The organism is Streptomyces sp. NPDC002206 (genome assembly GCF_053593595.1).
This window is the reverse complement of record NZ_JBSFCW010000020.1, coordinates 46,269-62,329: the sequence shown is the minus strand read 5'-3', so window position 1 is coordinate 62,329 and position 16,061 is coordinate 46,269. Positions and strand designations below refer to the sequence as shown.

Here is a 16,061-nt window from a genome sequence, read left to right as displayed (position 1 = left end):
CCCATGCCGTCCGACACGCCCACCACACCGCTGCCCTCCGTCTCCGGCGACCTGCTGGTGATCGCCCCGCGCACCGGAGCCCCCGTCCGCCGGGCCTCCACCAACCCGTACCGCCGCCTGCTCGCCACCCCCGGCGCCCGCGCCTTCACCACCGGCAATCTGATCGCGCGGCTGCCGATGGGGATGTTCAGCGTCAGCGCCGTGATCATGATCGCCGGGTCGCGCGGCTCGTACGCCCTGGCCGGGGCGGTCACCGCGACCGGGCTCGCCGCGACCGCGGTCGTCGCGCCCTGGACGGCCCGGCTCGTCGACCGGTACGGCCAGGCCCGGATCGCCGTGCCCGCCACCGCGATCGCCGCGCTCGGATCGCTCGCGCTGCTGCTCTGCGTGCACTACGACGCCCCGGCCTGGACGCTCTTCGCCGCCTACGCCGCCACCGCCACCACGCCCAACACCGGCGGCATGTCCCGCGCCCGCTGGGCCCATCTGCACCGCGGCGACCCGGCCGCGCTGCACACCGCGAACTCCTTCGAACAGGCCGCCGACGAACTGTGCTTCATGCTCGGCCCCGCCCTCGCTGCACTCCTGTGCGCGGCGCTCTTCCCGGAGGCCGGGACGCTGATCGGCGCGATCCTGCTGATGACCGGCGTACTGATCTTCGCCGCCCAGCGCGCCACGGAGCCCCCGGTGGCGCCGCACACCCGGGCCGGCTCCCCGCTGCGCACCCACGGCATGCCCGCGCTGCTCGCCACCTTTCTCGCCACCGGTGCGGTCTTCGGCGCCATGGAGGTCGTCACGATCGCGCACGCCGGGGGCGCGATCCTGGCGCTCCAGGCAGGGGGCTCGTGCGTGGCGGGACTGCTGTACGGATCGCTGCGCCCGGCCACGGACATCCGGCACCGGCTGCTGTGGTGCCTGGCGGGGATGACGACGCTGATGTCCCTGCCGCTGCTCGCCGCCTCCGCGAGCGGTTCGCTGCTCACGCTGGCCGGCAGTCTGCTGCTGGCGGGCGCGGCCACGGCGCCGACGATGGTCACCGGGATGACACTGGTGCAACGGCTGACCCCCGAGGGGCGGTTGAACGAGGGCATGACGCTCTCCGTCACCGCGCTGCTGGGCGGGATCGCGGCCGGTTCGGCGGCCGGCGGCTGGATGGTGGAGCACACGGGGGCGGTGACGGGGTACGTCGTCCCGGTGTGCGCGGCGGGAGTCGCCCTGGCCGTCGCAGCGGCCGGAATCCGCCGGACATGAACCCGGACACGAACGAGGACCCCGCTGCCGGTGGGCAACGGGGTCCTCGTTCACATGGGAATTGTGGAGATGGCGGGAATCGAACCCGCGTCCAACGGTGCAGAATCAGGGCTTCTCCGTGTGCAGTTCGCTGCGCTTTTCTCGGCCCCGGAGATCACGCGAACAAGCCTCCGACAGGCCCAGCCACTGTTTGATTTCCTTCCAGGCCCCGTGACCGGGCCTAGAAGTTTAGATCCCTTGATGATGCCAGGATCCGGGTCGGGATCACCCCCGGGCTGACACTTCGCAAGTCGCTACTTAGGCAGCGAGGGCGAAGGAATCGCGCTTGGAATCGGCGATTATTGGTTGCGACATATGGTTTACGAGATCATTGCCGCTTCCTCGACACGCTTCCCCTGCTTCGACATCCGCTGTCGAAACCGATCATCCCCATGTTGTTTTTTCAAAGGCGCACCCGCTGTGAGGTGCAGTGCCATCGTACGTGACCAACGCACGACGGTGCCAGCCTATTCCTGCCGGAGCGCGCTCAGGCGCTCCGCTGACGCCGCCGGGCCGCCGAGATCGCACGGTTCGTCTCCCGCAGGTCCTGCTTCTCCCGCAGCGTCTGCCGCTTGTCGAACTCCTTCTTGCCCTTGGCGAGCGCGATCTCGACCTTGACCCGGCCTTCCTTGAAGTACAGCGCGAGCGGCACGATCGTGTGCCCCGTCTCCTGCGACTTCGACTCCAGCTTGTCGATCTCGGCCCGGTGCATCAGCAGCTTGCGCTTGCGCTTGGCGGAGTGGTTGGTCCAGGTCCCCTGTACGTACTCGGGGACATGGATGTTGTGCAGCCACGCCTCGTGCCGGTCGATCTGGACGAAGCCGTCCACCAGCGAGGCCCGGCCCAGCCGCAGCGACTTGACCTCGGTGCCCATCAGTACGAGACCGCACTCATAGGTGTCGAGGATGTGGTAGTCGTGCCGCGCCTTCTTGTTCTGCGCGATGAGCTTGCGCCCTGTGTCCTTTTCCTTAGCCATAGTGCGGCCATTTTCGCACTACGACCCACCCCCGAGGCCACTCAATACTGTCTCGCCCCGCTGCAGGGTCCGGGAGGAGACCGCGAGGTCCGGGGTGATGCCGTGCCCGTCGACGCTGCGCCCCGCCGGGGTGCGGTAGTGGCCGACGGTCAGCTCGGCGACCGAGCCGCCCGCGAGCTTGCTGGGCATCTGGACGGAGCCCTTGCCGAAGGTCCGCGAGCCGACGGTGACGGCGCGGCCCCGGTCCTGGAGGGCGCCGGTGAGCAGCTCGGCCGCGCTCATGGTGCCGCCGTCGATGAGGACGACGAGGGGCCGTACGGTGTCGCCGCCCGGCTCGGCGTAGAGGGCGCGCTGCTCGCCGTGCACGTCGTACGTGGCGACGAGCCCGCCGTCGAGGAACGCGGAGGCGGCGACCACGGCCTCGGTGACCAGGCCGCCGGAATTGCCGCGGAGATCGAGCAGCACCCCGGCGCCCGCGGGTGCGCTCCGGACCGCGTCGCGGACCTTGGCGCCGGCGCCCTTGGTGAACGAGTCGACCTTGATCAGTACAGCTGCGGAGGAATCGGAACGGTCCGGTCCGAGCTTCTGGACGGTGACGGCCTCGGTGATGAGCCGGGCCCGGGTCAGCATCAGCGTCCTCGTCGGGCCGGTGGCTCCGCGCTGGACGCCCAGCACGACGGTGGTGCCCGCGGTAGCGCTCGTACGGTCCCCGCGCAGCAGGGCGACGACCTCGGCGACGGGGCGTTTGTCGACCTGGTGGCCGTCGATCGTACGGAGCAGGTCGTCCCGCTCGATGCCGGCCCGGTCGGCGGGGCCGCCCGGCTGGACCCGGGCCACGGCGACCCGCCCGTCGGCCGAGCGCTTCGCGGCCAGTCCGACCCCCGTGTACAAGCCGTCGAGGGCCTGCTCGAACTCCTCGTACTCCCGCTCGTCGTACACCGCACCCCAGCGGTCCCCGCTGCGGCTGACGGCCTCCTCGGCCGCCTCCGTGGCGGACTTGCCATCGGCCAGCGCCTCGGCGGCCGCGTGCGCGACCTCGTCGCGGTCGGTGGTGGAGGCGACGGCACGGGCCTTTATCGCGGCGCTCGTCCCGTGCCCGTGCCCGTGCCCGTGCCCGTGCGGCAACGATCCGGTGGCCGCCCCGGTGGCCAGGACGCTCGCGAAGACCAATGTCAGGGCCGCCCCGCGGCAGAGGCCGCGGGGCCCGTAACCGTCCGTGGGGCCCGACATGGCGATGAGTCTAGGACAACACTCCGAGAGCGCACGGCGGGTTCACCATCCGCCCTACGGGGCGCATGTCACACCTTGAGGTACTTGCGCAGCGCGAAAAGTGCGGCAACGGCGGGCATCAGCAGCCCGATCGCAAGGACCAGCGGCAGCTTGGTGAAGACCGCGTCCCAGCCGATGAAGTCGATCAGATTCAGCTTCGACTGGAGGGCCAGACCGCCGTCGATCAGGAAGTACCGCCCGGCCAGCAGCATGACGCAGGCGAGCACGCCACCGATGAGCCCGGCGAACGCGGCCTCCATGATGAACGGCATCTGGATGTAGAACCCGGACGCACCGACGAGCCTCATGATGCCCGTCTCGCGGCGCCGGCTGAACGCCGAGACGCGGACGGTGTTCACGATCAGCATCAGCGCAATGACCAGCATCAACGCCATCACGAAGAGTGCGGCCACATTCATGCCGTTCATCAGCCCGAAGAGGTTGTCCAGGATGGATCTCTGGTCCTGGACGGACTGCACCCCGGCGCGGCCCGCGAAGGCGGTGGCCACGACCTTGTACTTCTTCGGGTCGTGCAGCTTGACGCGGAACGACTCCTGCATCTGGTCCGGCGTGATGTTGCCGGCCATCGGGGAGTCGCCGAACTGCTCCTGGTAGTGCTTGTACGCCTGATCGGCCGACTCGTAGGTGACCTTCTCGACGGCCTTCATCTTCCCGAGGTCGGTCTCGATCTGCTTCTTCTGCTCAGCGGTGACGGCACCCTTGGAGCAGTTGGCCGCCGACTCCGCGTCGTTCTTGCTGCAGAGGAAGATCGAGACGTTGACCTTGTCGTACCAGTAGTCCTTCATCGTGCTGACCTGCTCGCGCATCAGCAGCGCGCCGCCGAACAGGGCGAGCGAGAGGGCCACGGAGACGACGACGGCGAAGGTCATCGTGAGATTGCGACGGAGACCGACGCCGATCTCCGACAGGACGAACTGGGCGCGCATGGCGTCCTTTCAATACTCGATGCTCAGCGGGTCCGGCGCGGCCGGATCCGCTCAGTGCTGGTAGCCGTAGACGCCGCGGGCCTGGTCGCGTACGAGACGGCCCTTCTCGAGCTCGATGACGCGCTTGCGCATCTGGTCGACGATGTTCTGGTCGTGGGTCGCCATGATGACGGTGGTCCCGGTCCGGTTGATCCGGTCCAGCAGCTTCATGATGCCCACGGAGGTCTGCGGGTCGAGGTTTCCGGTCGGCTCGTCCGCGATCAGCAGCATGGGACGGTTCACGAATGCCCGCGCGATCGCCACGCGCTGCTGCTCACCACCGGAGAGCTGACCGGGCATCCGGTCCTCCTTGCCGCCGAGCCCGACCAGGTCGAGGACCTGCGGTACGGCCTTGCGGATCTCGCCGCGCGGCTTGCCGATGACTTCCTGGGCGAACGCCACGTTCTCCGCAACGGTCTTGTTGGGGAGGAGCCGGAAGTCCTGGAAGACCGTGCCCAGCTGGCGGCGCATGTGTGGCACCTTCCAGTTGGACAGGCGCGCGAGGTCCTTGCCGAGGACGTGGACCATGCCCTGACTGGCACGCTCCTCGCGGAGGATGAGTCGCATGAAGGTGGACTTGCCGGAGCCGGAGGAGCCCACCAGGAAGACGAACTCGCCCTTCTCGATATCGAGAGACACATCCCGTAGAGCGGGATGGCTCTGCTTCGGGTAGGTCTTGGTGACGTTGTCGAATCGGATCACGGATGCACCACGGTCGGCCGGGAGTAGGTGTGCGTGACCATACGCGAACCGGGCTGAGGCGTGCAGGCGAGCGTCCACTGATGGGCGATTTATGGCGGAACGGAACCGTGCTGGGGCGCAACGGGAGCCGGAACGGACCGGGTGTTTCCGGCGGGCCGCGCCGAAATCAGCGCGAGCTGGCACAGTGGAGGGGGAACGGATGCGTTTCCATGAGCGTTGTGCGGAGAGAACGCGTATGCGGCTCCGCCGCGCGGGAGGAGGAAAGCGCATGACCTATGACCGATTGGTGTGCGCAAACTGCGCGGCGCCCGTGAACGAGGGCCGGTGCCCGGTATGCCGGGCCAGCCGCGCACGGCTGCAGCAGCAGGAAGAGCAGCAGGGACTCTTCGCGGGCCTGAGCCCGGCGATGCTGGTCGCGCTGCTGGTGGTGCTGCTGGCGACGCTGGCACTGCTGGCGCACCAGACCGTATGACCGTGTAGCTGTCTGTAACCGCCGCCGCCCGCATGGCGGAGTGAGTACGTGACTGTGTGCGTGCGTAGAAGGGCCCGGGACGCCGAGCGGCCGTCCCGGGCCCTTCTGTGTACGCAGGCGCGTCCACCGGCCACAGAGGCCTTAGGCGACCGTGCGGCCGTTCACCAGACGCGGCAGGATCCGGAAGCCGATGCCGCCGGCGATCATCGTCGCGGCGCCGAGCAGCAGGAACGTGGTCTCGGCCGCACCGGTCTCGGCGAGCTCGTCCTTGCCCTTGCCCTGCTCGACCGGCTGGTTGCCGACGCTGTCGGTGTCGGTGTTGTCCGCGCACTCGGCACCGTCGAGGTCGACGGTGCAGGTGTTGGCACTACCGTCGTCGCCACCGCCACCGTCGCCGCCACCGGTGACGTCGCCGGAGGCGCCGCCGTTGCCGTTGCCACCGTTGTTGCCGTTGCCACCGTTGTCGGCCGCGCCACCGTTGTCGGCCGCACCGCCGTTGTCAGCCGCGCCACCGTTGTCGGCCGCACCGCCGTTGTCAGCCGCGCCACCGTTGTCAGCCGCGCCACCGTTGTCGGCCGCACCGCCGTTGTCAGCCGCGCCACCGTTATCGGCCGCGCCACCATTGTCGGCAGCACCGCCATTGTCGGCCGCGCCACCGTTATCGGCAGCACCGCCGTTATCGGCCGCGCCACCGTTGTCAGCCGCGCCACCGTTGTCAGCAGCACCGCCGTTGTCAGCCGCACCGCCGTTATCGGCCGCGCCACCTTCAGTGGTCTCGCCCGTGGTCGAAGGCCCCTCGTCGACACCGCCGGCCACATCGCCGCCGCTGTCGCCCTCGGTGTCTCCCTGGACACCCAGGCCGACGTTGAGACCGTCCTCGTTGGCCTCGGCCGTGGCCGAGAGCCCACCGATGTTGACACCGACACCGACGGCCTGCGCCGCGCCGGCAGCGGTCAGCGAGGCACCCGCGGCGATTACCGCACCCGCGGCTATCCGCGCGACGCGGACTCGCGTCTTCTTGGTCATCTGCTGCTACCCCCAGTAGCTGTTCTCGTCAATGGAGCAGCCATATGCGGGCTCACGGCTCTGCCAGGGGCTGCGCTCTCGGCCTGCCGGGCCACGTAGTGCCGTGGCCAAGCCGCCCTCCCCCGCCCACACCCGTCCCAGACATACGCATGCTGCACCAGCACCCTGTCCAGAGTTAAGGACTACGTCAAGCCTGTTCCGTGCAATGTGCACCGCTTTGCGAGCAGTTGACCGTCAATCAGAATCACGACTGTGACGCACTCACCACGGGGCCTACGCAACTCGCGGCCCCAACTCCCCTTCGGACAACGGAATTCCGCACGCACCACGGCGGCCGCCGGGTACCGAAAACGGCGGTGCCGGAACCCAGTGGGGGTCCCGGCACCGCCGTACGCGCGCGAACTGGTTGTTACTTCTCCCGCTGCTTGCGCCAGCGGATGCCCGCCTCCAGGAAGCCGTCGATCTCGCCGTTGAAGACCGCTTCCGGGTTGCCGATCTCGAACTCCGTACGCAGGTCCTTGACCATCTGGTACGGGTGGAGGACGTACGAACGCATCTGGTTGCCCCAGGAGTTGCCGCCGTCGCCCTTGAGCGCGTCCATCTTGGCCTGCTCCTCCTGGCGGCGGCGCTCAAGGAGCTTCGCCTGGAGGACGTTCATCGCGGATGCCTTGTTCTGGATCTGCGAGCGCTCGTTCTGGCAGGAGACGACGATGCCGGTCGGCAGGTGGGTCAGGCGCACCGCGGAGTCGGTCGTGTTGACGCCCTGGCCACCGGGGCCGGAGGAGCGGTACACGTCGACGCGCAGCTCGGACTCGTCGATCTCGATGTGGTCGGTCGTCTCGACGACCGGCAGCACCTCGACACCCGCGAAGGACGTCTGGCGGCGGCCCTGGTTGTCGAAGGGCGAGATCCGGACGAGCCGGTGGGTGCCCTGCTCGACGGAGAGCGTGCCGTAGGCGTACGGAATCTGCACGGCGAAGGTGGTCGACTTGATGCCGGCCTCTTCCGCGTACGACGTCTCGTAGACCTCGGTCTTGTAGCCGTGCCGCTCGGCCCAGCGGATGTACATGCGCTGGAGCTTCTCGGCGAAGTCGGCGGCGTCGACGCCACCGGCCTCGGCCCGGATGTTGACCAGCGCCTCACGGGAGTCGTACTCGCCGGAGAGGAGGGTACGGACCTCCATCTCGTCGAGCGCCTTCCTGACGGACTCCAGCTCCGCCTCGGCCTCGGCGAGGGTGTCGGCGTCGGCCTCGTCCTGGGCGAGCTCGAAGAGGATCGCAAGATCGTCGATGCGCCCGCGCAGGGTCTCGGTCTTTCGGACCTCGGCCTGGAGGTGCGAAAGCTTGCTGGTGATCTTCTGTGCCGCGTCAGGGTCGTCCCAGAGGGACGGCGCCGCCGCCTGCTCCTCGAGCGCGGCGATGTCCGCCCTCAGCGCATCCAGGTCCAGGACGGCCTCGATCGACCCCATGGTCGAGGAGAGGGACTTCAGCTCTTCGGAAATATCGACGACTGCCACGGGTCCAGCGTAACGGCTGTCGGCGCGGACCTGCCCCGGGCTGCTTGATCACGGGCCGGAATCCTTGCGTACCGGGCCGCCGGGCGGCCCGGCATCCTTGCGTACGGGGCCGCCGGGCCGCCCGGCGGACGGACTGAGGGTGTCCGGGACCACAGTGGCCGGACCCGTTCGATCTTCCAGGGGCCTACGGCATCGCCGGTGCCGAGCTCCCCGAGTCCTGTGGAGTCGCGTCCGCGTCGTTGCCGCTCAGGGCCAGCCAGCCGCCGACGCCCACTGCCGCGCACAGCACTATCGCCACCGCGCCGAGCGTGATGCGGCGTTTACGGATGGCGGCTGATTTGTTGCGGGCCGAGCCGGGGCGAGGCTGTCCCGGTGCGCGCGGGGCCCGGGCCGTGCCCCTGGGGCCGCCGGAGAGTTCGTCCGGGGCGGGGACGCGCATGCTCGTGTGGGTGTCGCGGTTGGAGTCGGGGGACGCGCCGGGGACCAGCGGGACCGCGCCGCGGCGGCGGGGTTCGTCGGGGTTGGGGGTGTACTGCTGCTCGTCGTACGGCTGCGGTTCCGGTTCGGTGTCCGGCTCGTCGACGTCGAGGGGCGGGATGCCGGCCAGGTGCGGGAGCTGTTCGCGCAGGCCGGCCGCGAGCTCGGAGGCGCGCAGCCGGGAGGCCGGGGCCTTGGCCAGGCACTGGACCAGGAGCTGCCAGAGCTCCTCGGGGATGCCGGGGAGCGGGACCACTGTCTCCGTGACATGGCGGCGCAGCACCGCGCCGGGATGGCCGCCGCCGAACGGCGTGAAGCCCGCGAGGAGCTCGTACAGCACCGTCGCGAGAGCGTAGATGTCCACGGCGGCGCGCGGCGGCAGACCCTCGACGATCTCGGGGGCCAGATAGTCCGGCGTACCGATGATCTTCGTGGCCTTGGTGCGGTGCGGGGTGTCGATGAGCTTCGCGACGCCGAAGTCCGTGAGCAGTGCCGGGTGCGAGCCGCCGGGGCCGAGCGGGCCCTCCATGTCGAGCAGGATGTTCTCCGGCTTGACGTCGCGGTGCACCACTCCGGCGGCGTGCGCGGCGGCGAGGCCGTCGGCCACGTCCGCGATGATCGCGACCGCTGCCTCGGGGGCGAGGCGGCGCTCGCGGTCGAGGCGGGTGCGCAGATCCGTGCCGCGTACCAGGTTCATGACCAGCGCCAGGTCGTTGCCGTCCACGACGAGGTCGCGGACGCCGACGATGTGCGGGTGGTCGAGCTTGAGCAGGGCGGCGCGCTCCTGGACGAAGCGTCCGACCAGCTCCTGGTCGGACGCGAGGTCCTCACGGAGGAGCTTTATGGCTACGGGACCCTCAGGACCCACGCCGAGCCACACCGTGCCGGCGCTGCCGCGCCCCAGGATCTGGTGGGCGGTGTACCGGCTGCCGATATTCCGTGCCAAGACTGCTCCCTCAGCGGCTGGCGATGGACCTCGCTCACTAACCCCCGGTCGACAAAGTTACGCGTCTATCGGGGTGCTGCGTGCCCTGCATGGCGCCAACCTTCACTTCTGCGGGCGAAATTGGCCCGCAGAAGTCGACAAAGCCACGAAGTCGGTGGTGCGTGCGCTCTCAGTTGGCGCCGCTGTCGCCCAGTTTGGAGAGCCAGTCGGTGGCGGCCGAGATCCCGTCACCGATCACCTGCCAGTAGCTCTTGCCCTGGGCCACCCAGTCCTGCAGGGGCGTCAGTTCCCAGATCAGCCAGCCCGCGACGAACAGCAGCACCATGGTGAACAGGCATCCCTTGAGGCAGCCGAGGCCCGGGATCTTCGTCGGGTTGGCACTGCGCTGCCTCGGCTCGCGGGGCTGGCGCGGCGCCGGCTGCTGGGGCGGCGGCTGCTGCGGGGGCGCGTACTGCTGGCGCTGCGGCTGCTGTTGCGGGTATTGCTGCTGCTGACGGCGCTGGGGGTACTGCTGCTGTTGCTGGGGCTGCTGCCCGTACTGCTGGTGCTGCGGCCGCTGCTGCTGGGGCTGTTGGGACTGCGGCTGCTGGCGCTGGGGGCGGCGGCGCAGCGGGTCCTGGCTCGGGTCGAGGTACTGGACCTGCGTCTGCTCGTTGCGGTCGCGGGCCGCCTGCAGCTGGGACTGCCACGGGTGCGGGCCCTCGGGCTGCGGCGGGCCTTCCGGGCGCGTCGGCACGGGCGGCATGACCGCGGTCGGGTCGGCGTACCCGCCCTGGCCCTGCCCGTATCCCTGGCCGGGGGCGTGCTGCATGACACTGGTCGCCGCGTTCGGGTCGTACGCACCCGCATTGCTCGGCAGCACCTGTGTCGGGTCGGCCGCACCCTGGGTCCCCGGGACCGCCGCGGGCGCCGGGTCGGGGGCGAGCAGAGCGCCCACCCCGTCGGCGGCGGCGATCTGGGCCGAGTTGGCGTGCACGCCGATGCCGGCCGCGACGGTACGCAGTCCACGGGCCAGGTTCTCGGCGCTGGGCCGCCGGTCCGGGTCCTTGCTCAGGCAGCGCTCCATGACTGTCCACAGCGGCGCCGGGACGGTGGTGGGGCGGCGGGGCTCCTCGCTGAGGTGCCGTTGCAGCACTTCGAGGGCGGTGCCGCCGGCGAACGGCGGTCGCCCGGTGACCAGCTCGTACAGCAGGATTCCCGCACCGTAGATGTCGACCGCGGACGTCTGCGGCCGACCCTCGGCGGACTCCGGCGCCACATAGGCGGGCGTGCCGACGAACTCATGGGTCCGGGTCAGCCCCGGGGAGTCGGCGAGCCGCGCGATGCCGAAGTCGGTGAGCATCGGGTGCATCTGGCCGTCGCGCTCGGAGAGCAGGACGTTGGCCGGCTTCAGGTCGCGGTGGACGACGCCGTCGGCATGGCTGGCGGCGAGCGCGTCCGCGATCTGGGCGGTGAGGAGCGAGGCGGCGACCGGGGTGAGCGGACCGTTCTCGCGGAGGTAGCGGTGCAGGTCGGGGCCGTCGACCAGGTCCATCACAAGGGCGAGGAGATCGCCCTCCACGACCAGGTCACGGGTGCGCACGATGTTCTCGTGGGTGAGCCGCAGCAGCACGGAGCGCTCGCGCAGGAAGCGCATCACGACGTCCGCGTCGTTGGCGAGCTCCTCCTTGAGGACCTTGATCGCCACGGTCTCCCCGGGCTGACCCGCGACGGCCGCCTCGGAACCTGCGGTCTCCCGCTGGCGGGCACGCCAGACGGTGCCCGTGGCGCCGCGTCCCAGCGGCTCCTCGAGCAGGTACTTGCTGCCTACCGGCCGCACGTCATGCGCTCCCTGCTGATCGTGGTGCTTGCGGTCCCCCGGGGCCGCCCGGGAGTTCCGGCCCACTCTAGTGCCGCTTCGTGCCCTTCGAACGGGACACGGGTCGGTCGTTCTCCGGTCGTGAACGGCGAGTGAGCCGTCGTGTCCGGAACGTGTGATTCATCGTGTCCGCAAGAAGACGCGCACGCAGGACGGATGGTTGCCGCAGAGTTGCCGCACAAACGTGCCCATGGCCGGCCCCGGACGGCCGCCCGGTTCCTGTGCGCAGCTCCCGGGAACGCCCCAAGCAGGCACTTTTGGGACCACAGCCGACGCTCCAAGATCAATTTCAGGTGGCCCCCGGGCGTGTTGTCGGTGGCAGGTGCGAGGATGCCTCCAGCACGGAACTGTGGGGGCGGGAGCCTCGCGTTACGTGACGACCTGTACCGGACGACGCGTCCGTGCCGGGTGGGGGGAATCACAGGGCGTTTCCCCTGCCGGGCACCCCGCGCAGAAGGGACCGCTGACGGCGATGCAGATCCGGCTGACCGTCCTCGCGCCGCCCAGCGGCCAGACACCGGCTCGCGCCTGTGACGTGCTCGTCACCGCCCCTGCGGGGACAGCGCTCGCCGCTGTGGCCTCCAACCTCACCGCGGCCGTCACCGGGCCGGACGGCTCGCTCGGCAGCGGTGCGGTGGTGCTGTTCGCCGGGCGCGAGCGGCTCGACGCGCAGCGGTGCGCGCTGGGTGAGCCGCCCCTGGTCGACGGGGCGGTGCTGTCGCTCCAGGTCCCGGGCGAGGACGACGAGGCGGCGGACGATGCCGTACCGGCACAGCTCCATGTGGTGGCGGGCCCCGACGCGGGCGGCGTCCATCTGCTGCACGGCGGGCAGATCCGGATCGGCCGCTCCGCCGACGCGGACGTCCCGCTCGACGACCCCGATGTGTCCCGGCTGCACTGCGCGGTGACGGTCTCCGAGGACGGCCGGGTCTCGGTCGCCGACCTGGGCTCCACGAACGGCACCTCGCTGGACGGTACGGAGGTCCACGACCGCCCGGTCCGGCTCGAGCCGGGTGCGCTGCTGCGGCTCGGCGAATCGACGCTGCGGCTGGCCTCGGGGGCGCGTACGCCGACTCTGGCCACGACGCCGGACGGCGAGGGTCATCTGCGGGTGGCGCGGGCAGCGGGCGGCGTCGGCGAGGACGGGAACTTCCCGGAGGGTTCGGAGTCGGGGTCGGCGGAGTACGGCTCCGGTCATGCGTACAGCGCGGGTGTCTCGCCCGGCCTCGGGTCCGGCGACGGCGTCGCGTTTGCGTACGGAAGTGGCACACCGGCCGAGGCCGATGACCGGGGCGGGCGGGGACCGGCCGGCCGGTTCGCGGACGACGAGGTACCCCGGCGCGGCGGGATAGGAGCCTGGGCCCGCAGGCTGGCAGGCAACAAGGGCGAGCCGGTGCACGAGGCCGCGCCCGATGAGTCGCGGCCGGTGGGCCGACCGGGCCCGTCCGCCTCGTCCTCCTTCACGGCTTCGCGCCCGTCGGGCTCGTCGGTCGGGGAGACATGGCCCGATCCGGCGACCGTGCTGCTGACCGCCCTCGGACCGGGCCCCCGGCTGTGGGAGCGCGACGCCGAGCACCCGGAGGCGCTGGTGGTCCGGCTCGGCACCACCGACCGGGCCGATCTGCCCGCAGTACCGGTGACCGTGGGACTGCGGGAGGCCGGTTCGCTCGGGCTCGCCGGACCGCGGGAGCGGCTGGCCGGGCTCGCCCGCTCTGCGGTCGCGCAGCTCGCCGCGCTGCACTCCCCGGCCGACCTGGAGATCGTGCTCATCAGTACCGACCGCGCCCGCAACGCGGACGAGCGCAGCCGTCAGTGGGCGTGGCTCGGCTGGCTCCCCCATCTGCGGCCGATGCACGGCCAGGACTGCCGGCTGCTGCTCGCGTACGACCGGGAGCAGGCCACCGCCCGTACGACCGAGCTGGTGCGCCGGCTGGACGACGGGCCGCTCGGCACCGGCTGGGCCAGCGTCGACCGGGTCACGGTTGCCGAGGCCGCCCGGCGATACGTCGGGCCGCACACCGTGGTGATCGTCGACGGCGACCCCGGTTCCGCGGTGCTGCGCGAGACCACGGCCCGGCTGGCCGCCGCGGGTGCGGCCGCCGGAATCCATCTGATCTGCCTGGCCGAGGCGCCGGCCGCGTCGCCCACCTCGCCGGTCGCGGCGACGTACGAGGCGGCCTGCCATGCGTCGATCGCGTTCCGCGAGTGCGGGGCGGTGGCGATGCTGAGCGGCGATGTGGCGACGGCACTGCGGCTGCTGCGCACGGCGGGCGGGCAGGCTGCGGGCCACGGCACGGTGGCCGCGGTGGACGCGGTGTCGGCGGCCTGGGCGGAGCGGTTCGGGCGGGCGCTGGCCCCGTTGCGTATGGCGGGTTCGGCGACGGCACCGGGCCGCCGGACGGCTGCGGCCCTCCCGTCGTCCGCCCGCCTGCTGGACGAGCTGGGCCTGGCCAGGGCCACCCCGGCCTCGCTGATGGCCCGCTGGGCGTCGACGTCGGACGACCAGCCGGGGGCGACGGTGTATGGGCTCGGCAGTATGGAGGTGCCGCCCGTCGGCACCCACGGTTCGGGCCGCACGGAGTACTCGGGCAGCGCGGGTCCCCGTGCAGGCGCGCAGCGCACGGCCGACGGCGGGCCGGGCGCCCCGTTGCCGTCCTCGCGCCCGGCCGGTGCGGGTGCCGACGGAGCCCGGGGGGCGGATGACGTCTACGGATCCGGGTCGGGGCGTACGCCGTACCCCGGTGGCGAGTCGCCGGAGTCGGGGCGCACTCCGTATCCGGGCACCGCCACGTCCGGCTCCGGCCGCACCCCGTACCCCGGCACGAGCAACGACACCCATGCGGGCAGACCACGGCATACGTCGGTTCACGGCGACGGCAGCCTGTCGGGCACCGGGTCGGGACGCACCCTGTACACGGGCACCCCGAACTCGGGGCGTACGCCGTACCCAGGGGCGGATGCCCCAGGCTCGGGCCGCACCCCGTACCCGGGCGGGACACCCTCGGCATCGGCGCGAACCCCGTACCCCGGCACGGACAACCACGGCTCGGGCCGCACCCCGTACCCCGGCACGGACAACCACGGCTCGGGCCGCACCCCGTACCCCGGCACGGACACCTCGGGCTCGGGCCGAACCCCGTACCCCCGATCCGGCGCGTCCGACTCGGGCCGAACCCCGTACCCCGTCACCCCCCGGATCGGCGCGCAGCGTCACGACCGTGCGGTCGGCGACTCCTCCAGTTCTCGGACCGGTCCCGGTACCGAGCCCGCCGAGCGGGCCGCAAGCCGGGTGAGCGGGCCCCGTGGCGGCGATGCGCCGCAGGTTGCTGCTCGGGTGACCGAGGGCGCGAGCCCGGTCAGGACTGCTGCAGCTTGCACTGCCCCGGCCCCCGACGCGACCGCCGTCGCCGCCCGGCCCGTCGTCGTTCTCGGCGCCGGGCCCCGGGGTGCGGTCTGTGTCGATCTTGCGGACGAAGGACCCCATCTCCTCATCGAGGGCCCAGCCGGCAGTGGACGTACCGAGTTGCTGCGCGCCGTCGCCGCCTCGCTCGCCGCCGCGGCGCGGCCCGACCGGCTCGGCATCCTGCTCGTCGACGGCGCCGGTGGCGAGCGAGGCGAGAGCCTGCGTCCCTGCACCGAACTCCCGCATGCCTTCATGAACTTGACGGCCTCCGATCCGCTGAGGATGCGTGAGTTCGCCCAGGCCCTGGGCGGCGAACTGAAGCGGCGTGCCGAGCTGCTCGGGCGGCTCGACTTCGACGACTGGCACGTCCGGCACGAGGTGGCGCAGCGGATGGTCGGCCAGCGGGCACCGAGCGCCGCCGAGCAGCGCGGCGATCTGGACCCGACGACGAACGGCACGCTCCGGTTGCGGGCCGCCGCCGCGCGGTCCGTGGATTCCGGCCCGTCCCCGCTGCCCCGGCTCGTCGTCCTCGTCGACGACTTCGACGCGTTGGTCGCACCCGCCCTCGGCAGCCCGGGCCGGCCCGCTGCCGGTTCGGTCGTCCGGGCGCTGGAGGCCGTTGCAAGGGACGGCGGCCGGCTGGGCGTGCATCTGGTCGCGACGTCCGCCCGCGCCGACCGTACCGAGGACACGGAACTGGCCCGCGGGGCGCGGCTACGGGTGGTGCTCGACGCGCCCGTCGTGCCGCCCTCGCCGGAGGACCCGCTGCCCGGCCGGGGGAGGCTGGGGCATCCGGACGGGCGGGTGACGCCGTTCCAGGGGGGCCGGGTGACGGGCCGCATTCCGCGTACCGCGACCCTGCGGCCCACCGTCGTCCCGCTGGAGTGGGAGCGGATGGGCGATCCGCCCACCCGGCGACCGGTCCGCGAGCTGGGCAACGGGCCGACGGACCTGGCGCTGCTGGCCAGTGCGCTGGAGCGGGCGGCCCGTTCGGTGAACGCCGAGCGAATAGCTCCGCTCGTGGCCCACCAGCCCTGAGGTCCCCTCACCCCGGCCGGGGCATCCCGCCCCGGCCGCCATTGCGTTATTTCGCTATTTCGTCATTTCGTCCTCGATCACCGGACGGGCTGGGACATCGGG

At 71.5% G+C, this 16,061-nt stretch carries 11 protein-coding genes and 1 other RNA gene; 3 read left to right on the top strand and 9 right to left on the bottom strand.

Features of this window, described 5'->3' with window-relative positions:
* Positions 1-3 precede the first annotated feature (3 nt).
* On the top strand, positions 4-1,251 hold the full coding sequence (locus tag ACWCP8_RS28530; protein ID WP_451118965.1) for an MFS transporter: 1,248 nt from the start codon (positions 4-6) through the stop codon (positions 1,249-1,251).
* 61 nt (positions 1,252-1,312) lie between these two features.
* On the opposite strand, the gene ssrA is transcribed toward ACWCP8_RS28530, so the two are convergent.
* The 5 genes from ssrA to ftsE all read right to left on the bottom strand — a co-directional run bounded on the left by ssrA (position 1,313) and on the right by ftsE (position 5,223).
* Positions 1,313-1,682, bottom strand: a transfer-messenger RNA (tmRNA) gene (gene ssrA, locus ACWCP8_RS28525).
* A gap of 95 nt (positions 1,683-1,777) precedes the next feature.
* Positions 1,778-2,266 carry an SsrA-binding protein SmpB gene (gene smpB / locus ACWCP8_RS28520; protein ID WP_352262675.1) on the bottom strand — a complete coding sequence of 163 codons (489 nt, stop codon included), beginning with the start codon at positions 2,264-2,266 and terminating at the stop codon, positions 1,778-1,780.
* Between the two features lie 18 nt (positions 2,267-2,284).
* Complete coding sequence (locus ACWCP8_RS28515) at positions 2,285-3,496, bottom strand: S41 family peptidase (RefSeq protein ID WP_352262677.1); 1,212 nt, start codon at positions 3,494-3,496, stop codon at positions 2,285-2,287.
* Positions 3,497-3,564: 68 nt separating this feature from the next.
* Positions 3,565-4,482 carry a permease-like cell division protein FtsX gene (ftsX, locus tag ACWCP8_RS28510; RefSeq protein ID WP_352262679.1) on the bottom strand — a complete coding sequence of 306 codons (918 nt, stop codon included), beginning with the start codon at positions 4,480-4,482 and terminating at the stop codon, positions 3,565-3,567.
* Positions 4,483-4,533: 51 nt separating this feature from the next.
* A complete protein-coding gene (ftsE, locus tag ACWCP8_RS28505) occupies positions 4,534-5,223 on the bottom strand; it encodes a cell division ATP-binding protein FtsE (protein ID WP_352262681.1) in 690 nt (229 codons plus the stop codon).
* A 268-nt stretch (positions 5,224-5,491) separates the two neighbouring features.
* Here ftsE and ACWCP8_RS28500 point away from each other — a divergent pair, with 268 nt between their 5' ends.
* Positions 5,492-5,695: a hypothetical protein gene (locus ACWCP8_RS28500; RefSeq protein WP_030922919.1), complete on the top strand. Its 204-nt coding sequence runs from the start codon at positions 5,492-5,494 to the stop codon at positions 5,693-5,695.
* A 141-nt stretch (positions 5,696-5,836) separates the two neighbouring features.
* Here ACWCP8_RS28500 and ACWCP8_RS28495 read toward each other — a convergent pair whose 3' ends face one another.
* The 4 genes from ACWCP8_RS28495 to ACWCP8_RS28480 form a co-directional block, all read right to left on the bottom strand.
* Positions 5,837-6,721, bottom strand: coding sequence for an LPXTG cell wall anchor domain-containing protein (locus tag ACWCP8_RS28495; protein WP_451118962.1), 885 nt, complete (start codon positions 6,719-6,721; stop codon positions 5,837-5,839).
* 409 nt (positions 6,722-7,130) lie between these two features.
* Positions 7,131-8,237, bottom strand: coding sequence for a peptide chain release factor 2 (prfB, locus tag ACWCP8_RS28490; RefSeq protein ID WP_352262685.1), 1,107 nt, complete (start codon positions 8,235-8,237; stop codon positions 7,131-7,133).
* A gap of 184 nt (positions 8,238-8,421) precedes the next feature.
* The gene (locus ACWCP8_RS28485; protein WP_451118960.1) at positions 8,422-9,660 is read right to left on the bottom strand and encodes a serine/threonine-protein kinase; all 1,239 of its coding nucleotides are present in this window, start codon (positions 9,658-9,660) and stop codon (positions 8,422-8,424) included.
* A gap of 169 nt (positions 9,661-9,829) precedes the next feature.
* Positions 9,830-11,479, bottom strand: coding sequence for a serine/threonine-protein kinase (locus tag ACWCP8_RS28480; RefSeq protein ID WP_352262689.1), 1,650 nt, complete (start codon positions 11,477-11,479; stop codon positions 9,830-9,832).
* Between the two features lie 511 nt (positions 11,480-11,990).
* Here ACWCP8_RS28480 and ACWCP8_RS28475 point away from each other — a divergent pair.
* Complete coding sequence (locus ACWCP8_RS28475) at positions 11,991-15,959, top strand: FHA domain-containing protein (protein WP_451118958.1); 3,969 nt, start codon at positions 11,991-11,993, stop codon at positions 15,957-15,959.
* The last annotated feature ends 102 nt before the right edge of the window (positions 15,960-16,061 follow it).